The following is an 18,006-nucleotide window of genomic DNA, read 5'->3' as shown; positions in this document are numbered from 1 at the left end:
TCGAGGCCAAGAAAACCGCCAAGCGGCTCGGCATCCCCGTGGTGCCCGGCTCCGACGGCGGGGTCTCGTCCGACGACGACGCCATGGCGATCGCCAAATCGATCGGCTTCCCCGTGCTGGTGAAGGCGGCGGCCGGCGGCGGCGGACGCGGCATGAAGGTCGCGCAGACCCCCGACGACCTGATGCTGGCGCTGTCGACGGCGTCCAACGAGGCCAAGTCGGCGTTCGGCGACGCTTCCGTCTATCTCGAAAAATACCTGCAGAAGCCGCGCCACATCGAGATCCAGATTCTCGGCGACGGTCGCGGCGGCGCGATCCATCTCGGCGAGCGCGACTGCTCGCTGCAGCGGCGCCACCAGAAGGTCTGGGAAGAAGGCCCATCGCCGGTGCTTGCCGCCGCCGCCCGCGCGAAGATTGGCGAGACCTGCGCCAAGGCGATGCGTGACATGAAGTATCTCGGCGTCGGCACTATCGAGTTTCTCTACGAGGACGGCGAGTTCTATTTCATCGAAATGAACACCCGCATCCAGGTCGAGCATCCCGTCACCGAGAGCATCACCGACATCGACCTCGTGCTGGAGCAGATCCGCATCGCCGCCGGCGGCGACCTGCCCGCGAAGCAGGAAGAGATCGCGATCATCGGCCATGCCATCGAGTGCCGCGTCAACGCGGAAAACCCGCAGACCTTCCGCCCCTCGCCCGGCAGGATCACGCAATTCCACCCGCCCGGCGGGCTCGGCGTGCGGATCGATTCCGCAGTCTACCAAGGCTACGTCATCCCGCCCTATTACGACTCGCTGGTCGGCAAGCTGATCGTGCACGGCAAGACGCGCGCCGAATGCCTGATGCGGCTGCGCCGGGCGCTCGACGAGATGGTGGTCGACGGCATCGAGACCACCCTGCCCCTGTTCCGGGCGCTGGTGCGCGAGACCGATATCATCAACGGCGACTACCACATCCACTGGCTGGAGCAGTACCTTGCCGGCCAGCCTCTGGACGGCAAAGCGCCGTAACCGCCCGAAATGTTCCGCCGCGATGGAACCAATCGAGGCTTCCGGCATTATGACGTGCTGGGGTGCTTTGGCGGGGCGGTTCTATTTTCATGACGCGAGATCATTGTGACGGCTGATGCTCAGCGCCGACGCGCTGTCTGGCAAATCCTGCTGCTGTCGGCGGGGTTTCTGGTGCTGGTCGCCATCAGCACCACCTCCGTTCTCCTGGTCAACAAGGCCCGTGATGCCAGCAGCCTCGTCGTGCATACCGTCGAGGTCGAAAGCCAGATCTCCAATCTGTTGCTGGAGATCCGTCGTGCCGAAAGCGCGACGCGCGCCTATCTCCTGACATCGGCGCCCCAGTTCCTTGCCGAGTACGAGACTGCGGCCGGCAACATCCTGCCCGCAGCCGACCAACTTGCAAGAATTACCGGCGACAACCCGGTTCAGGTCGAAAACTACGCCAGGCTGCGCAAGGCGGTCGAGCAGCGCCTGAGCGAATTCGCCCGCGGCATCGATCGCGTCAAGAACAACGACGTCGCCACCAGCATAACGGTGTTGCGCAACGGCACCGCGACTGGCGCCTTGCAGGCCATCGCCCAGGCCGGACGCGATATGCGCGCCGAGGAAGATCGCCTGTTCGCCGTGCGGAGACAGGATGCCGATCGAACGCAGGTTCTCGCCTCCTCGGTGACGATCGCCGGATCCGGCCTGGTGATCGCGCTGGCCGGTCTCTCGATTTTCCTGGTGCGGCGCTCCTCGCGCGCCCGCGACGCGGCCGAGGCGAAGCTGCGCGACAGCAACCTCAACCTCGAAACCACCGTCGACGAGCGCACCGCTGATCTCCGCGAGGCCAATGACGAGATTCAGCGCTTCGCCTACATCGTCAGCCACGATTTGCGCTCGCCGCTGGTGAACATCATGGGCTTCACCAGCGAACTGGAGGAATTGCGCGGCGACATCTTCAAACGCATCGCAACACTCTCCCGCGCACACTCCGCCGTGCCGGCCACCGCGGAAAACGCCACCGATACCGCCGAGCCCGAGCTCGAAGGCGCCGACAAGCAGCTCTCGGAGGACTTCTCCGAGGCGCTCGGCTTCATCAAGTCATCGATCGGCAAGATGGACCGCCTGATATCGGCGATCCTCAACCTGACCCGCGAGGGCCGGCGCGAGTTCGATCCGGTCTTGATCGACACCAGGGAATTGATGGAAGCCGTCGTGACCACCGTGGCCCATCAGGCCGCCGAGGCCCAGGCCGAGATCCGGATCGACGCGCTGCCTGATATCGTCAGTGATCGCCTTGCGCTGGAACAGATTTTCTCCAATCTGATCGACAATGCGCTCAAATACCTGAAGACTGGGGTTCCCGGTGAAATTACGGTGCGTGGCCGTACCAAGCTGGGGTTCGCGATCTTCGAGATATCTGACAATGGACGGGGTATCGATCCCAAGGACCACCAGCGCATATTCGACCTGTTCCGCCGCGCGGGAACCCAGGACAGGCCGGGGCAAGGCATCGGCCTTGCGCATGTCCGCGCTTTGGTGCGACGTCTGGGAGGAACCATGTCGGTCGCGTCGGAACTTCACCAGGGCAGCACGTTCACGATCACATTGCCCATCAATTGGTCTTCCAGTCGGAACACACGTACATGACTAATCCTGTTACCATTATCATGATCGAGGACGATGAAGGCCACGCGCGGTTGATCGAGCGGAACATTCGCCGCTCCGGTGTCAACAATGAGATCGTCCCGTTCACCAACGGTACAGCCGCGCTGAACTACCTGTTCGGCCAGGACGGAACGGGCCTCGACCACAAGGGCAGCGCGCTCCTGATCCTGCTCGACCTCAACCTGCCCGACACGACCGGCATCGACATCCTGAAGCGGGTCAAGGAAAACAAGTATCTCAAGACCACGCCGGTCGTGGTCCTGACCACGACAGACGATTCGCACGAGATCAAGCGCTGCTACGAGCTCGGTTGCAACGTCTACATTACCAAGCCCGTGAACTACGAGAGCTTTGCCAACGCGATCCGTCAACTCGGTCTGTTCTTTTCCGTTATTCAGGTCCCACCGGCCGCCACATGAAACCTGCGACGCCGACACTGCTCTATATCGACGACGACGCCGGCCTTGCCCGGCTGGTCGATCGCGGCCTGACGCGGTCAGGCTTCAAGGTCGTGCACGCAGCCGGCGGTGAGGAAGGACTGGCGCGGCTGGCGCAGGGTGGCATCGACGTCGTTGCGCTTGACCAGTACATGCCGGGGCTCGACGGCCTCGAAACGCTGGAGCGGATCCTGGCGATCCCGGGCGCCCCGCCGGTCGTGTTCGTCACGGCCGCGCAGGATTCGGCAATCGCCGTCACCGCGCTGAAGGCCGGCGCCGCCGACTATCTGGTCAAGGACGTCGGCGGCGAGTTCATTCCGCTGCTCCAGGCCGCGATCGGCGGCGCGCTCCGGCAGGCCGAACTTCAGCGGGCGCGCGACGAGGCCGAAGCCGAGGTCCACGCCTCGCGCGATCGCTATGCGGCGCTCGCCGCCGAACGCGAAGTGCTGCTGCGCGAAGTCAATCACCGCGTCGGCAACTCGCTGCAGATCATCGCTTCGCTGCTGCATTTGCAGGCCAATTCGGCAAGCCAGGACGACGTCAAGGCGGCGCTGACCAATGCAATGGGCCGTGTCGCCGCCGTCGCGCAGGTGCATCGCCGCCTCTACACCTCGCACGACCTCAAGAGCGTGCTGCTGAACCAGTATCTGGAAGCCCTGCTGGAAGATCTGCGCCGTTCGGCCGAAGGCAACAAGATGTCGCGCCTGACGCTGGCGGCCGAGACGATCGAGATCGATCCGGACCGCGCGGTGGCGATCGGTATCATCGTCAACGAGTTGGTGATGAACGCCGTCAAATACGCCTATCCCGACGGCGCCGGTCCGATCCATGTCGAGCTCAAGACCGAGGGCGAAGACCTCGTGGTCGCGATCGCCGACAACGGCGTCGGTCTCAACGGCAAGTCGGACCCGCGCTCCACCGGGATGGGACAGCGTATCGTCAGCGCGATGGCCTCCAAGCTCGACGCCACGGTCGAACGCGATCCCGATCATAACGGCACGCGGATCGTGCTGCGCTTCCGCCGCATCCGTCCGACAGCGTCGCCGAAACCGGCCAGCGCCGCGGCGAGTTAGGCCGGCGTCGCCGCTTCGATCGCGCTTGCTTGATATGAGCGTTGTCGCGCTCTGCGCAACATTTCTTACGATAGGCGCGGACCTTCGGCTTCGCAGTCCTTGCATCCCCTCTTTTGGACGCCGCTATCGCGAAGATGCGGCAACTGGCTTGCGGGCGCCGTTACGTTGTCGCGGGCGCCGCCTCCAGCCGCCCCCGGGTGGATAGAGGACGCCGGGACCACCACCTCGCGTGCAGTGCAGCGCCTATTGTCCGCAGCGGGCCAGCACACGCAACATCCGTCGCGGGCTTCAGGTTAATTTGTCACGGCGGCCTCACGACAAAACAGATTTTGGTTGCTCCATTTCCCGTGCACAACTAACTTAAGAGTGGGAAAAAATAGCCGATAGCGAGTTCAGCCATGAACGCGTCGTCACCTGTTCCAAAGTTAAATACTCAAGTTTTCATATCTTACGCGCACGAAGATACCTTGATTGCTGCGGCGCTAGAAAAGGCATTCTACGCGCTTCGAGACGACGATAATCCCAATCTGACAATCGTCCGCGACGTTCACACCTTTAAGCAGGGCGGTTCGCTGACAGGTCAGATTCACGATCAGCTACAGGAGAGCGACGTTCTTTTCGTTATCTATACGGAGAGACTTAAAAATAGCTATTCGTTTACCGGATTTGAAATTGGAGCCTTTGCTAACCTGATCGACAGGGAGCTGAAGGAGTGCCAGCACACTGACAAACGGACGGTGTCTTTATATTTCGAAGAGCCACCAGGCCCGCTACAAGGACTGATAGGAATTAAGCTGGATGTCAGCGCTCTGGATGAAAAAAATAAGTCTGCGGAGATCGACCCTGAGAACGCGTTAGAGAAATTCTTCCACGAACTGTCCGATCTTATCGTTCGCCGAAAATTCATTGCTTTGTTCAAGGACAAACTAAAGGAGGCCGACTTAGTCAACGCACAGGAAGGAGGACGAGCAGAGATAAGCGTTAAGATCGTCCCGCAATTGAAGCTGGATTTGAGGGAGGCGCTTTCGAGCGTTGTGGCGCGCCACAATATTGAACAACACTTCATTCATTTCGAATGGGACAAGACTTGTCCAGTACCGGCACAAGAGGTTTGTGATGAAACTAAGCTCACTAGTGGAAACACAAAAGTTTACGAGATATTCGGTGTGCTGCCCTTTGGAAAGAAAGCTTCGTGGAAGACCTTCAAGGATGAATTATGCAGAAAGCATCCGAAGAATGCGCCGTTTGTGACTGAAGCGATAGAGAGCGCAATTAAGTCTGCCTTTGATGAAGGTCCTGTCGACAACGATCAGATTTTTCTGTCTGCCAAACGTCAAATGTACAGGGTTATTGTTACCCGCTACTTCGAGTATTACGACGGCACTCGCTCTATGCACGTTTATTTTATCCCCTTTCTTTCAAATCCCCTACAATTCGACGTTGATCATGCCCTCATTTTACTCCGCCTGTCTGCGCACTTACGTAGCAAGTTTTTGCTTCCTGGCAGCAGCTTTCATCCGGAGCGGTTCGATCTCTACAGTAAGGACTTTGAGGCATTCACAAAGCAATTGAGCATCGCAACATCGACGCTTCAAATAATTGCGGCGACATCACACAACGCGGGCTTAGACGAAGAGCGAAATTTCGAACAATTCTTTGGAAAGTCTCCTCAAATGTCGAATGCCGAGATCGCCAATCTGTATGCGCAATGGAAAGCGGAGCGGGATGTGCTGTTAGATTGTGCGGCAGCCGCCCGCAACCGTTCGGATGACGCGTCGGTTATCGACGCTTGGAAGGCAGCATTGCAACGTTTCGTCAAGTTTGCGGACCCAATCAATAAGCAGATGGGTGAGAGGGCGCTTAAGCGGTTGCAGAACTGGTATTCGACCGGCCAATTGGATTGAATTTAGCCCCGGAGAAATATCCGGTGCGTCCTGGTGCCGCCTATCAGATGCCATCAGCGACCTGGGAAGCGGCGCTGCGCGTCCACAAACGCTCGGCGTCGAGCGCGGCATCATCGTGCAGACCACGACCTACGGCGCCGACCATGCCGTGGTGCTCGATGCGCTCGCGGCGACGGGACCGAACTATCGCGGCTGCGCCAACGCATTGGTGTTCGCCGAAGCGGATGACACCTATCTCTCGAAGCTGCACGACGCCGGCGTGCGCGGCGCCCGCTTCAGCTTCCGGCAGGAACTCGGCGCGGTGCTCTCGGACAAGGATTTCGCGCGCGCCATTGCACGCATCCGCGAGCTCGGCTGGTACGCAAAGATCCAGCCGGAGATGGACGGCATCGTCTCCAGCGTCGCCAAGTACGAGAACCTCGACGTGCCCGTCCTGATCGACCACATGGCACGCCCCGATCCGACGGCCGGCAAGGACGATCCAAACCTGCAGAAGATGCTGGAGCTTCTGTCGAAGGGCAATTTCTGGGTGATGCTGTCGCTCGGCGAAAAGACCTCGAAGAAGGGGCCGCCCTGGGACGATGTCATTCCGATCGCACGCGCCTATATCGAAGCCGCTCCCGACCGCTGCGTCTGGGCCAGCGACTGGCCGCATCCGGTCTCGGTGGTGCAGCCGCCGAACGACGCCGACCTGCTCGAACTGCTTTATCGCTACGTGGCAGATGCGGCGGAACTGCAGAAGATCCTGGTGACCAACCCGGCCAGGCTGTTCGGCTACCGGGATTGGCAGCCGTTTCGGCAAGTAGCATGAGGCCCGTGCGTCCTGCTATCATCGGCAGATGACCTCGCGCGAGTCCGCCGCTTCCGAAATCACGCCCGACGTGCTGCTGCGGGCCTATGCCTGCGGCATATTTCCGATGGCCGAGAGCGCTGACGATCCGACGCTGTTCTGGGTCGAGCCGGAAATGCGCGGGGTGATTCCGCTCGACGGCTTCCGCATCGCCTCGCGCCTCGCCCGCACCGTGCGCTCGGATGGATTCAGCGTGACTGTCGATACCGCCTTCAAGGCGGTCATCGCCGGCTGTGCGGCGCCGCAGCCCGGGCGCGACGACACCTGGATCAACAAGCGCATCCGCGATCTCTATCTGGGGTTGCACGAACTCGGGCACTGTCACAGCGTCGAGGTCTGGCAGGACGGCGACCTCGCCGGCGGCCTCTATGGCGTCAGCCTGGGGCGGGCGTTCTTCGGCGAGAGCATGTTTCACCGCGCTCGTGACGCATCGAAAGTGGGACTGGTGCATCTGGTGGCGCGGCTGATCGCCGGCGGCTTCGAGCTGCTCGACACGCAATATGTCACCGAACATCTGCGCAGCTTCGGCGCCGCCGAGATTCCGCGGCGCCGCTATCGCGCCTTGCTCGACAAGGCGATCGCGGGCGAGCCCGCGGATTTCATGCGATTGCCTGCGAGCATCAGCGGCGCGGACGCGCTCGCGATCGTCGCGAAGCGCTCCTGACGGCTAGTTCCCGAACAACCCGCCGAACAGCCCGCCCGGCCGCTGCTGCGGCGCCTGTTGCGGCTGCTGGAATTGCGGCTGCGGCGGTGGTCCCGGCGGACGTGGCTGAGCCTGCTTCGGCTGCGACGGACGCTTGGCGGCCGGCGGCGGCGCCGGCGGCTTCGGCGGATCGGGCTGCGCGCTGACGATGGTCTGGTCGGGCCCTTTGCAGTCGGTCAGCCAGATGTCGTAGACCGGATGCTCGACGCCGTGCAGGCCTGGGCTGGCGGCATACATCCAGCCTGAGAAAATCCGCTTCACCTCGCCCTGCAGCGTGATCTCGTCGACCTCGACGAAGGCGTCGGTGTTGGCGGCTTCCGTCGACGGCCGCGTGTAGCAGGCGCTGGTCTTCACGCGCAGCGCGCCGAACTGCACGGTCTCGCCGATGTCCTCGTCGAAATTGATGATGCGGCCGGTGATCTTGTCGAGGCCGGAGAAGCTCGCCTTCTTGTTGGTGATCTTGGTGGCCGGCGGCTCGGACACGACCTCGTCGCCCGGCTGCAGGGTCGCCGGCGAACTCGGCACGCTCTTGGCCGCGGAAGCCGGCGGCTGGCGCTGTCCGGGCGGCGGCGGTTGAACCGCGACGCCGGGCTGGGTGCCCTGGGGCGTGCCGGGCGGCGGCGCCAGCGGCTGCGACTGGAAGCTTCCCGGCGGCGGTGCGCCCTGCCCCGGCGGCGGCCGGTTCGGGGTCGGCAACAGGCGGCCGCGCGGCAGTTCCGGCACTTCCTCGTCGTCGTCCGGGAACTGTTGCTGCTGCTGTTGCTGATTGCCGCGCGGAATCGCGCCCGGCGGCCGCAGCGGCGGATCGGAAAAGATATTGCCGATCTGCGCCTGCGCGGGCGATGGCGCGAGCGAGGCCATGGTGGCGGCGATCAGGGCCGCAAGTCCGGTCAGGGCTATGGTTCGAAGCATCTCGCGCGGCTTTAAGGGGCGAATCGGGCTCGCGACATAGTACAGACTTATCCGCCGCTCGCGTCCTTCCCGGTTAACACGGCGAATACGGCGGGGAAAGGGCGGTTTGCCCCCTTCCGGCCGCATGGAATCCGGATCCCGAAAGGCCTCCATTGGTTTCCAGACAGGCGTCGCCTGATCTAGCCATGCCCCGTTTCAGATGAAATAGTTGCCCTCGTCGCGCGGTCGCGCGCGAGAACCACCAAAATCCGGAACAACCGGACAAGCCAGAGGAAACCCCAGGACATGCCAGATCGAATTCGCCTCGACGGCCGGGTTGCCGTCGTGACCGGCGCGGCCGGCGTCATTGGAACCGCGACCCTTCGCCTGCTGGCCGAACGCGGCGCAAGGATTGTCGCGGTCGACCGCCGGAAAGACGACCTCCAGGCTGCCATCAGCGGCCTGCCCGCCTCCGCCGAGGCGCTGGCCGTTGCCGCCGACGTCACCCAGGAAGACGAAGTCGCGGAATATATCTGCGCGGCCGTCGACCGGTTCGGCACGATCGACGCGTTCTACAACAACGCCGGCATTGAGGGCGACATCAAGCCGATCCCGCAATATCCGCTGGAAAGCTTTCGCCGCGTGCTCGACGTCAACGTGGTCGGCGTCTTTCTCGGCATGAAGCACGTGTTGCCGGTGATGCTGAAGCAGAACAGGGGCAGCATCATCAATACCGCCTCGATCGCCGGCCTGATGGGATCGCCGATGATCGCGGTCTACAGCGCCAGCAAGCACGCGGTGATCGGGCTGACCAAGAGCGCCGCCTGGGAATGCACCGGCACCGGGGTGCGGGTGAATTGCGTTTGCCCGGGCCTGATCGACAGCCGGATGCTGAGCACGATCCTGCAGGGCCGCAATCCCGGCAACGAGCCGCCCCCGAATGACAAGGTCGTCGACCGGATCCCGGCGCGGCGGCTCGGCCTCGCCTCCGAAGTCGCCTCCATCGTGGCGTTCCTTGCTTCCGATGAAGCGAGCTACGTCTCCGGCTCCGCCTACACCGTCGACGGCGGCCGCACTGCTGCGTAACGCGCAATCGTCATTCCGAAAACAGAGGTCTCCTGAAATCATGCCCGTCACGCTCGATCCCGATGCCGCCGCCGTCTACAAGGCTTTCCAGGACGCGGGCCGTCCCGCCTATGAGACGCTGACCGCGCCGGAAGCGCGCGAGTACTATCGGGCGGCCCGCGTCGTCGCCAATCCCGAGCCGCCGGCGCTTGAATCGAACAAGCCGCTCGCGATCCCTGCGCCGCATGGCACGCTTCCCGCGCGCATCTACACGCCGAAGACGCTGCGCAGGAATGCGGGACTGGCGCCGTGCCTCGTTTTCTTTCACGGCGGCGGCTGGGTGATCGGCGATCTCGATACCCATGAGGTGGTCTGCCAGAAGCTTGCCCATGAGGGCGAACTGATCGTCATCTCGGTCGACTACCGCCTGGCGCCCGAGCACAAATATCCCGCAGCCGCCGACGACGCCATCACCGCGACCAAATGGATAGCGGCCAATGCCGGCCAGTTCGGCATCGACGCCGAACACCTGCTGGTCGGCGGCGACAGTGCCGGCGGCAATCTTGCTGCCGTGGTGGCGCTGGCCGCGCGCGATGGCGACGGCCCGAAGCTCGCCGGCCAGGTGCTGGTCTATCCCGCCACCGACTTTGCAATGAAACACCCCTCGCACAGCGAGCCCGAGACCAGCATTCTGCTGACGCACTCCGTGATCAAATGGTTCTGCAACCATTATCTGGGCAGCACCGCCGACATCGATCACTGGAAGGCCTCGCCTGCCCGCGCCAAATCCTTCGCAGGATTGCCGCCGGCCTATGTCCTGACCGCGGGCGCCGATCCCCTGCGCGACGAGGGCGCCGAATATGCCGCGCGGCTGAAGGAAGCCGGCGTGCCCGTCACCTACCGGCACTTCCCCGGCCAGTTCCACGGCTTCTTCACCATGGGCAAGCTGTTGAACCAGGCCAACGTCGCCGTCAGCGAAATCGCCGCATGGCTGAAGGCGCTGAAATAGCGCTGGAACATCTTTCCCTCAAGCGTCTTCGAGGCCGTGATGATCGACCCCATCCTTGTATTCGGAATTCCCGTCGACTTTATCCTGTTCGCGCTGACGCTGCTCGGGGTCGCGCTGTTCCATCACAAGACGCTTCAGGTTGCTCTGACCGGGCTTGCGGCGATCATCGTCTACAAGCTGGTTTTCACCGGCTTCAAGCATGGTGCTGGAATCGCCGGCCTTGGCCATCACATGGCGCATGAATGGGTCACGCTGGCCAATCTGTTCCTGCTGCTGATGGGGTTTGCGCTGCTGTCCCGGCATTTCGAGGAAAGCCGGATTCCGGATGAGATGCCGGCGCTGCTGCCGGACGACTGGAAAGGCGGCGTTGTCCTGCTCGTACTGGTGTTCGTGCTCTCGAGCTTCCTCGACAACATCGCCGCCGCCCTGATCGGCGGCACCGTGGCGCGGCACGTCTACGGCGGCAAGGTCCATATCGGCTATCTCGCCGCGATCGTCGCCGCCTCGAATGCCGGTGGCTCCGGCAGCGTCGTCGGCGACACCACGACGACGATGATGTGGATCGACGGCGTCAGCCCGCTCGCCGTGGTCGAAGCCTATGTCGCGGCTGTGGTCGCGATGCTGATCTTTGCCGTGCCGGCCTCGATCCAGCAGCAGCGCTACTCGCCGATCCAGAAGGATCCGTCCAAAGGGCTGAAGATCGATCCGGCGAGGGTCTGCATCGTCGCCGCCATCCTGCTCGCCGCACTCGCCGCCAACATCACCGCCAATCTGAAATTCCCCGCGTTGCTCGATGCGGTTCCGGTGCTCGGCATCGCGGTCTGGGCGGTGATCCTGCTGACGGCGAGATGGCGCGCGCCGGACTGGAAGGTGATGCCGGAAACCTTCAAGGGTACGATCTTCCTGCTTGCACTCGTCACTGCGGCGTCACTGATGCCGGTCGAGAAACTGCCGGCCGCATCCTGGCCGACCGCGCTCGGCCTCGGCTTCGTCTCCGCCGTGTTCGACAACATTCCGCTGACCGCACTTGCGCTCAAGCAGGGCGGCTACGACTGGGGCTATCTCGCCTATGCGGTCGGCTTCGGCGGATCGATGATCTGGTTCGGCTCGTCCGCGGGCGTTGCGCTGTCGAACATGTACCCGGAGGCCAAGTCCGTCGGCCGCTGGGTCTCCCAGGGCTGGCCGGTGGCGCTGGCCTATGTCGTCGGGTTTTTCGTGATGCTGGCGGTGCTCGGCTGGCATCCCGACGCGCCGCATTAGGTGGGGTCAATTCTGAAGATCCATTCATCTTCGACCTCATTAAACCTATGTAACTAAACGATATTTCGTGACGACGCGCACATTCACGAGGAGCGCGTGTCGCGCATCCTGTGCGTGCTCGCGGGATCGAGCGCCGGCATGGTGCCGTCGCCGCCGCGGCAGTAACGCAAAGGAGAATCGTGATGAGGACTATCATTCTTGCTTCGCTGGTTCTGGCCGTCACCTCGGCCACGAGCTTTGCCGCGACGCCATTGATCGACGCACGCCAGAACGCCCAGCAGCACCGCATCTTCAAGGGTATCCAGCAGGGCGACCTGTCCTTCAACGAAGCGCTGAAGCTGCAGAAAGGTCAGCAGCGCGTCCAGAACTTGAAGAACAAGGCGCTGGCGAGCGGCGGGGTCATCACCCCGCTGGAGCGCGCCCGCATCCATGCCGCGCAGAACATCCAGAGCGGGCGCATCTTCCTGAAGCGGCACTGATTCGCAGCGCGCGGTTCAGCATATCCGCACAAATGCGGTGGCCGGTTTATCCCGGCCATCGCAACTGTACCGACTCAGGCCGCAATGTTATCCAAGTTTCGCACTAGTTCTGGCACGCAAACGAATCTGCCAGGTGATTCTGGCGGATGGCCGCAACCTCGCGAGGAACCGCCATGTTATTCTTCAAGCGCGAACTCAGCCCGATCGAGCGCTTCGAGGTCGCGCTGAAAGACAAGCTCACGGCGCGGCGGAAGCTGGCCGAGCGGCTCAGCGTCACCGATGCGGAACTTGCCGAAAAGCGCACGGCTGCCGAACAGCTGGCGGTCGCCGGTGCCAACAATTCCCGACTTGATCGCGCCGAAGCCAGCATGCGCGCGGTCGAAGACCGCGCCAAGACGCTGCGCGCCGAACTGGTGGAGGTCGACGACCAGGTGGCTTCCGCCGAGCGCGCGCTTGCCGATGCCAAGGCCCAGCGCGACCGCGACACACTCGCCGACCAGATCGAGGCGATGGCGACGGCAATCGAACAGGCTGCACCTGGATTCGAATCCGGCGCCGCGGCGCTGGTCGATGCCGTCACCGGGAGCGACCTGTCGATCCCGGAAGCCACGCGATTTTCCAGCAGCGTGGATGCTGTGCGCAGCGAGGTCCGCGCGGCGACCGACCTGATCTGCTGGGAGTTGCGCTCCGCCGCGGTGCGCACCCGCGCCGGCAACGCCAACCTTGCCAGCATCACGCTGTCGGAATCCGAACAGCTGGCCTCGACGGAAGTCGATCGGCAACTGATCTATACGCTGCATCCGCTGCGCTGGCGCGAAGGCGACGAGGTGCGCCGTGTCGCGGCCTTTGCCGTGGTCGGGCTGCCCAAGGCGCTGCTGCCGATCGCGCTGCAGCACCAGCATGTCGATCACCTCAACGCCCGTCGCGTGCAGACCCTGATGCATCTTCACGGCAGCGCCGGCCAGAACGGCGAACCGCAGGACGACGATCCGCAGCTCGTCGATCTCGACGCATTGCTGTCAGACCAGCAGCAGCCGAGCGCGCAGGCCGACGTGGCCTGAGCCGCCTACCCCGCCCGCGCCGCACGCCGCAGTGATTGCGGCGGCTGGCCGAAGGCGCGGATGAAGGCGCGGCGCATCCGCTCCGGATCGCGAAACCCTGTGCTCTGCGCGACGCGCTCGATCGCTTCGCTGGAGGATTGCACGCGCTGCCGCGCCACCTCGATGCGCAGGCGCTCCACCGCCTTGGATGGCGTGGTGCCGGTCTCCGCCATGAAGGCACGGGTGAAATGCCGCGAGCTCATGCCGGCCTGCTCGGCAAGATCCTCGACCGTCAGCGGCGCATCGAGGTTTTCGCGAGCCCAGGCCAGCAGCGGCCCGAAGCGGCCGTTTGGCGCCTTCAGCTCCAATAGCGAGGAGAATTGCGACTGGCCGCCGCCGCGGCGGTGATAGAGCACGAGCTGCTTGGCGGTTTGCTGCGCGATCCCGTCGCCATAGTCCTCGGCGATCATCGCCAGCGACAGGTCGATGCCGGCCGATATGCCCGCCGAGGTCCAGACATCGCCATCGCGCACGAAGATGCGGTCCGCCTCCAGCTTCACCTGCGGATAGGCCTTCACGAAATGCCGCGTGCGCTGCCAGTGCGTGGTGGCGCGGCGGCCATCGAGCAGGCCGGCTTCCGCGAGGACATAGGCTCCGGAGCAGACGCTGGCGATGCGGATGCCGCGCTTCGCGACCGCGCGCACGAAGCCGAGCGTCGTCTCGCACCTCGCCGCTTCGCGCACGCCCTCACCGCCCGCGACGATCAGCGTCGTGATCGCGGCTGCCGATTTCAATCCGCGCGCGACAATCTCGACGCCCGACGATGAGCGCACCGGGCCCGGCGTCACCGCCAGCACACGGATCGCCGGCGCGCCCTCGGCAAAGCGCGCCGCAATCTCGAAGGCCGAAATCGGCCCGGCCGCGTCGAGCAACTGGAAATCCGGAAAGACGAGAACGCCGATCATGATGCCGGTCCGTCGAGAGCTTCAAGCGTCATTTTGGCCCATGTCCTGAAATGAGGGATATTTGCCATTTCTGACACGAAGCGACCATGGCAGGATGCCTTCCGTCAAGGCAAATCTTCCGGAGGTCACGATGTCCGCGCCGTCTCCAACCGCTACGCCGCTGCAGATCGGTCTTGTGCTGTTTCCGCGCGTCACCCAGCTCGACTTCACCGGTCCGCTGCAGGTGTTTTCCAGCCTGCCGGGCGCGCAGGTGCACCTGATCTGGAAGCGGATCGAACCTGTTACGAGCGACTCCGTGCTGGTGCTGACGCCGACCACGACCTTTGCCGACTGCCCGCAGCTCGACGTCATCTGCGTGCCCGGCGGGTTCGGCACCGACGACATGATCAACGACGAGGAGATGCTGGCCTTCCTGCGCAAGCAGGCGCCCGGCGCCAAATACATCACCTCGGTCTGCACAGGCTCGCTGGTGCTCGGCGCCGCCGGCCTCCTCAAGGGTTACCGCGCGGCGACGCACTGGACGGCGATGGATTTCCTGAACGCGTTCGGTGCGATCCCGACCAGGACGCGGGTCTGCGTCGACCGCAACCGCGTCACCGGCGGCGGCGTCACCGCCGGCATCGATTTTGCGCTGACACTGGTCTCATTGCTTCACGATCAAAAGACCGCGGAAGCGATCCAGCTCCGCCTCGAATACAATCCCGCGCCGCCGTTCAACTCCGGCTCGCCCGATACCGCACCGGCGGACGTGCTGGCCTTCATGAAGGACCGGATCGCCCCGGCGCAGGTCCGCCGCGCCGAGATGATCGACCGCGCCGCGGCAAGGCTGGAGTAACGCAAAGCTGCATTCGTTTTCGTGTCCCGGATGCGTGCAACGCTGCACCGCAGAGCCGGGACCCAATACCGATCGTCTGGGTCCCGGCTCTGCGTCGCGGCACTTCGCGCCGCGTCGCGTCCGGGACATGCAAACCAGCACACGAAGAAAAAGGCCGCCTGGTTACCCAGACGGCCTTTCCTGTCCTACGGCAGTCACACATTAGCGGGCGATTTCAGAACTTCCGCGCCAGGGGCCTATTTCCCGGCGGTGTTCTACTCGGTGACCGCTGCAAATCGGGGCAGTCGCGACTGGAGCCCGACACCGACGCGATGGTTTCCCATCTCCGCAGGATGTCCCCATTGAGCCGCGATATCGCGGACAGCACAAGTCGCCGCCAGTCTATGTCCCCGCTGATCCCGCTATTCACAGGGATGGTTGTAAGCCAAAGCGCATGCAACGGCGACCGCCACGCCAGCGCGGCGGTGACCGCGCGTCGTCAGCTTCCCGGTGTCCAGGCCTGATAGTCGCCGGTTGCCTTGGGACGGCGGCCGCTGGCCAGCGTCGAGCCGGAAGGACGATAGGCCGCAGGCGTGCCGGTCGGGTTCGGCTGATGCGGCTTTTCCCATTCGCGCGGGGTGTAGCTCTCTTCGGTCGGCGCGACATCGACAGTGTGATGCAGCCAGCCATGCCATGACGGCGGCACGCGGCTCGCCTCGGCATAGCCATTATAGATCACCCAGCGCCGCTCGAAGCCGAGCGTCGGGTCGATCTTGCCGCCCTTGGTGCGGTAGTAGAGGTTGCCCTGCTCGTCCTTGCCGACGAGCTCGCCGAACCGCCAGGTCCACAATTGCGTGCCGAAGGTCTGGCCGCTCCACCAGGTGAAAAACTTCAGCAAAAACTGCTTCATGGGATTCGGCCGGTTCGAGAAAAACGTGCCGCTCTGATGCCATCCGCCGGCACGATTGTCCAGACAGGCGCCGGCATTCAGCCTCTCCCGGGGCGGTGTGGGCCTGCCCGATAGCGTCCGGCGCATGGCCGCGGAATCGGCGCATTCCGTTCATGCCGCATACAGTTCCGGCCGCGCAGGCTGAGCGTGCCCGCAATCGATGCGAGGACTCCGGAACCTACGTCCCGTAGGGGGGTTAGGCCCCCTGTATTCCCGGAAATGGAGCCGACAATGATCAGTCTAAAGGTTTTGAGTACTGCGGCAGCGATGGCGCTGGTGGCCGCAAGCTTCAGCGCTGCCCAGGCGCAGGATAGAGGTGGCGGCGGCGGTGCCGCTGCAGCCCGTGGCGGCGGTGGTGGCGGCGGCGCAGCAATGGGTGGCGGTGGCGGCTTTAGAGGCGGCGGCGGTGGCGGCGCGGCAATTGGCGGCGGCGGATTTAGAGGCGGCGGTGGTGGTGCGGCGATTGGCGCCGGTGGCGGGTTCAGAGGCGGCGGCATGGCGGCCAACAGTGCCGCCGGCGTCAGAGCCGGCGCGCCTTCGATGGCTGGCGACCGCTTCGCGACCGGCCCGAGAGCGGGTTTCCGCCCGGGTCCGGGTGCTGGCGGCGTAGCCGTCGCGACCGGCAACCGGGGCAACTGGTCCGGCGGCGGCTGGCATGGTGGCCATCGTCACCATCACCGCGGCGGCGGCTTCTGGCCGGGCTTCGCAGTCGGCGCCGGCATCGGGTCAGCCTACGGCTATTACGGCAGCCCGGGCTACTACGATGACTCTTATTACTATGACGACAGCAGCGTGGTCGCCGTGGCGCCCCCGGCCGGCGACGATGCCGTGGCGTACTGCATGCAGCGCTACAAATCCTACGACCCGGCGTCAGGCACCTATCTCGGCTATGACGGACAGCGGCATCCCTGCCCGGCGGAATAACACGATCTCGTGAGCCACGAAGGGCGGCGCATTTCGGTGCGCCGCCCTTTCGTTTCAGATCAGGACCGCAGCGCCATAGCGACGCCGCCGAGCGTGATCACCAGCGCTGCGATCTCGCGCAGGCCGAGCGGCTCGTGCAGCACCGCCGCCGCCGCCAGCACGGCGACGACGGGGACCAGCAGGGTTCCGATCGACGCCGTTGCCGCCGGCAACCGCTCGAGCGCGGCAAACCAGCAGACGTAACAGAGGCAGAACTGGATCAGCGTCATACTGACAAGTGACGCCCAGCCGATCCACGACAGCGCCGCAAGGTGCGGTTGCTCGACCGCAAGGCCAACGATCGCCACAGGCAGGCAGCCGAGCCCGACCTGCCATGCGGCGAGCGAAAGCGGCGGCGTCGCCAGAGGAAAATGCTTGGTCAGCACGATGCCGAGCCCGACGCCGATCGCAGCCACCAATGCCAGCGCGATGCCCGGCAGTTTTTCGACGCTGGCCTCGAAACCATTGCCGCCAAGCAGCACGACGATCCCTGCAAGCGCTATTGTCAGCGACGCCGCCCGAAGAAACGACAGCCGCTCACCCAGGATTGGCCACGCCAGGAACGCCACCCAAACCGGGATCGTTATCCCGAGCAAGGCGGCTTCGCTCGCCCTGAGCCACAGCAGCGCCAGCCCCATGAAGGCGACCCAGCCGCTGATCGACAACGCGGAGACCAGCAGCAGGCGCGACCACATCGCCCGCGGCACGCTCAATCTCTCGCCGCGTGCTAGCGCAACCAGCGCCAGCGTCGAGCCGCCGGCGACACCGGCCAGGCCGCGCGAGGACAGCGGCGGCCATTCGGTAAGCAAGTGTTTCATGATCGGGAAGCTGAGGCCCCACCCCACCGACGTGACCGCAAGCAGGAAAAGCCCGAAGGCCAAACTACGTTCCGCATGTTTGATCGGTGACATGGCAGGCCTGGATCCGGAACCGGAAGT

General features: G+C 64.0%; 18 protein-coding genes. 14 read left to right on the top strand and 4 right to left on the bottom strand.

Translation table 11 applies throughout. The features are described from left to right. The 7 genes from V7E26_RS18405 to aat all read left to right on the top strand — a co-directional run. Positions 1-1,013 (top strand): ATP-binding protein (locus tag V7E26_RS18405; protein WP_324418609.1); only part of this gene is annotated, 1,013 nt, incomplete at its 5' end. A 105-nt stretch (positions 1,014-1,118) separates the two neighbouring features. Next, positions 1,119-2,648, top strand: coding sequence for a sensor histidine kinase (locus V7E26_RS18400; RefSeq protein WP_324418607.1), 1,530 nt, complete (start codon positions 1,119-1,121; stop codon positions 2,646-2,648). After that, entirely contained in the window at positions 2,645-3,085 is a 441-nt protein-coding gene (locus V7E26_RS18395; protein WP_324418606.1) for a response regulator, read from the top strand. Before V7E26_RS18400 ends, V7E26_RS18395 begins: the two co-directional genes overlap by 4 nt. Next, complete coding sequence (locus tag V7E26_RS18390) at positions 3,082-4,176, top strand: sensor histidine kinase (RefSeq protein ID WP_324418604.1); 1,095 nt, start codon at positions 3,082-3,084, stop codon at positions 4,174-4,176. Before V7E26_RS18395 ends, V7E26_RS18390 begins: the two co-directional genes overlap by 4 nt. A 398-nt stretch (positions 4,177-4,574) precedes the next feature. After that, entirely contained in the window at positions 4,575-6,080 is a 1,506-nt protein-coding gene (locus tag V7E26_RS18385; RefSeq protein WP_324418602.1) for a hypothetical protein, read from the top strand. Between the two features lie 115 nt (positions 6,081-6,195). After that, positions 6,196-6,891 (top strand): amidohydrolase family protein, encoded by a 696-nt coding sequence (locus V7E26_RS18380; protein WP_324418600.1) that lies wholly within the window; start codon positions 6,196-6,198, stop codon positions 6,889-6,891. Between the two features lie 28 nt (positions 6,892-6,919). Then, the gene (aat, locus tag V7E26_RS18375) at positions 6,920-7,594 is read left to right on the top strand and encodes a leucyl/phenylalanyl-tRNA--protein transferase (RefSeq protein WP_324418598.1); all 675 of its coding nucleotides are present in this window, start codon (positions 6,920-6,922) and stop codon (positions 7,592-7,594) included. Positions 7,595-7,597: 3 nt separating this feature from the next. Here the strand turns inward: aat and V7E26_RS18370 are convergent, their stop codons facing one another. Continuing rightward, on the bottom strand, positions 7,598-8,545 hold the full coding sequence (locus V7E26_RS18370; protein ID WP_324418596.1) for a DUF2155 domain-containing protein: 948 nt from the start codon (positions 8,543-8,545) through the stop codon (positions 7,598-7,600). A 285-nt stretch (positions 8,546-8,830) separates the two neighbouring features. Between V7E26_RS18370 and V7E26_RS18365 the strand changes: the two genes are divergently transcribed. From V7E26_RS18365 to V7E26_RS18345, 5 genes are all read left to right on the top strand, one after another. After that, complete coding sequence (locus V7E26_RS18365; RefSeq protein ID WP_324418594.1) at positions 8,831-9,610, top strand: SDR family NAD(P)-dependent oxidoreductase; 780 nt, start codon at positions 8,831-8,833, stop codon at positions 9,608-9,610. Positions 9,611-9,650: 40 nt separating this feature from the next. Then, entirely contained in the window at positions 9,651-10,598 is a 948-nt protein-coding gene (locus V7E26_RS18360; protein ID WP_324418592.1) for an alpha/beta hydrolase, read from the top strand. A 39-nt stretch (positions 10,599-10,637) separates the two neighbouring features. Then, entirely contained in the window at positions 10,638-11,858 is a 1,221-nt protein-coding gene (locus V7E26_RS18355) for a citrate transporter (protein ID WP_324418590.1), read from the top strand. 182 nt (positions 11,859-12,040) lie between these two features. Beyond that, positions 12,041-12,337, top strand: a complete 297-nt coding sequence (locus tag V7E26_RS18350; protein ID WP_324418588.1) for a hypothetical protein — start codon at positions 12,041-12,043, stop codon at positions 12,335-12,337. Positions 12,338-12,510: 173 nt separating this feature from the next. Next, positions 12,511-13,398 carry a hypothetical protein gene (locus tag V7E26_RS18345; RefSeq protein WP_324418586.1) on the top strand — a complete coding sequence of 296 codons (888 nt, stop codon included), beginning with the start codon at positions 12,511-12,513 and terminating at the stop codon, positions 13,396-13,398. 5 nt (positions 13,399-13,403) lie between these two features. On the opposite strand, the gene V7E26_RS18340 is transcribed toward V7E26_RS18345, so the two are convergent. Next, the gene (locus V7E26_RS18340) at positions 13,404-14,342 is read right to left on the bottom strand and encodes a GlxA family transcriptional regulator (RefSeq protein WP_324418584.1); all 939 of its coding nucleotides are present in this window, start codon (positions 14,340-14,342) and stop codon (positions 13,404-13,406) included. 130 nt (positions 14,343-14,472) lie between these two features. Here V7E26_RS18340 and V7E26_RS18335 point away from each other — a divergent pair, with 130 nt between their 5' ends. Further along, the gene (locus tag V7E26_RS18335; RefSeq protein ID WP_324418582.1) at positions 14,473-15,177 is read left to right on the top strand and encodes a DJ-1/PfpI family protein; all 705 of its coding nucleotides are present in this window, start codon (positions 14,473-14,475) and stop codon (positions 15,175-15,177) included. A 478-nt stretch (positions 15,178-15,655) separates the two neighbouring features. Here the strand turns inward: V7E26_RS18335 and V7E26_RS18330 are convergent, their stop codons facing one another. Next, positions 15,656-16,066, bottom strand: a complete 411-nt coding sequence (locus tag V7E26_RS18330) for an NADH:ubiquinone oxidoreductase subunit NDUFA12 (protein ID WP_324418580.1) — start codon at positions 16,064-16,066, stop codon at positions 15,656-15,658. Positions 16,067-16,336: 270 nt separating this feature from the next. On the opposite strand from V7E26_RS18330, the gene V7E26_RS18325 reads away from it, so the two are divergent. Further along, on the top strand, positions 16,337-17,029 hold the full coding sequence (locus tag V7E26_RS18325; RefSeq protein ID WP_324418578.1) for a BA14K family protein: 693 nt from the start codon (positions 16,337-16,339) through the stop codon (positions 17,027-17,029). Positions 17,030-17,088: 59 nt separating this feature from the next. Here V7E26_RS18325 and V7E26_RS18320 read toward each other — a convergent pair whose 3' ends face one another. Continuing rightward, on the bottom strand, positions 17,089-17,979 hold the full coding sequence (locus V7E26_RS18320) for a DMT family transporter (RefSeq protein ID WP_442893424.1): 891 nt from the start codon (positions 17,977-17,979) through the stop codon (positions 17,089-17,091). Positions 17,980-18,006 lie beyond the last annotated feature (27 nt).

It is taken from the genome of Bradyrhizobium sp. (genome assembly GCF_036735945.1).
Classification (GTDB): domain Bacteria; phylum Pseudomonadota; class Alphaproteobacteria; order Rhizobiales; family Xanthobacteraceae; genus Bradyrhizobium.
This window is presented reverse-complemented; position numbering and strand designations above follow the sequence as displayed.

What these genes read in the sequence shown, in the direction of transcription:
- V7E26_RS18345 (WP_324418586.1), top strand. Translation starts at nt 12,511, where the DNA reads ATGTTATTCTTCAAGCGCGAACTCAGCCCGATCGAGCGCTTCGAGGTC.
- V7E26_RS18370 (WP_324418596.1), bottom strand. Translation starts at nt 8,545, where the DNA reads ATGCTTCGAACCATAGCCCTGACCGGACTTGCGGCCCTGATCGCCGCC.
- V7E26_RS18390 (WP_324418604.1), top strand. Translation starts at nt 3,082, where the DNA reads ATGAAACCTGCGACGCCGACACTGCTCTATATCGACGACGACGCCGGC.
- V7E26_RS18360 (WP_324418592.1), top strand. Translation starts at nt 9,651, where the DNA reads ATGCCCGTCACGCTCGATCCCGATGCCGCCGCCGTCTACAAGGCTTTC.
- V7E26_RS18350 (WP_324418588.1), top strand. Translation starts at nt 12,041, where the DNA reads ATGAGGACTATCATTCTTGCTTCGCTGGTTCTGGCCGTCACCTCGGCC.
- V7E26_RS18395 (WP_324418606.1), top strand. Translation starts at nt 2,645, where the DNA reads ATGACTAATCCTGTTACCATTATCATGATCGAGGACGATGAAGGCCAC.
- V7E26_RS18355 (WP_324418590.1), top strand. Translation starts at nt 10,638, where the DNA reads ATGATCGACCCCATCCTTGTATTCGGAATTCCCGTCGACTTTATCCTG.
- V7E26_RS18325 (WP_324418578.1), top strand. Translation starts at nt 16,337, where the DNA reads ATGATCAGTCTAAAGGTTTTGAGTACTGCGGCAGCGATGGCGCTGGTG.
- V7E26_RS18335 (WP_324418582.1), top strand. Translation starts at nt 14,473, where the DNA reads ATGTCCGCGCCGTCTCCAACCGCTACGCCGCTGCAGATCGGTCTTGTG.
- V7E26_RS18340 (WP_324418584.1), bottom strand. Translation starts at nt 14,342, where the DNA reads ATGATCGGCGTTCTCGTCTTTCCGGATTTCCAGTTGCTCGACGCGGCC.
- V7E26_RS18320 (WP_442893424.1), bottom strand. Translation starts at nt 17,979, where the DNA reads ATGTCACCGATCAAACATGCGGAACGTAGTTTGGCCTTCGGGCTTTTC.
- V7E26_RS18330 (WP_324418580.1), bottom strand. Translation starts at nt 16,066, where the DNA reads ATGAAGCAGTTTTTGCTGAAGTTTTTCACCTGGTGGAGCGGCCAGACC.
- aat (WP_324418598.1), top strand. Translation starts at nt 6,920, where the DNA reads ATGACCTCGCGCGAGTCCGCCGCTTCCGAAATCACGCCCGACGTGCTG.
- V7E26_RS18385 (WP_324418602.1), top strand. Translation starts at nt 4,575, where the DNA reads ATGAACGCGTCGTCACCTGTTCCAAAGTTAAATACTCAAGTTTTCATA.
- V7E26_RS18365 (WP_324418594.1), top strand. Translation starts at nt 8,831, where the DNA reads ATGCCAGATCGAATTCGCCTCGACGGCCGGGTTGCCGTCGTGACCGGC.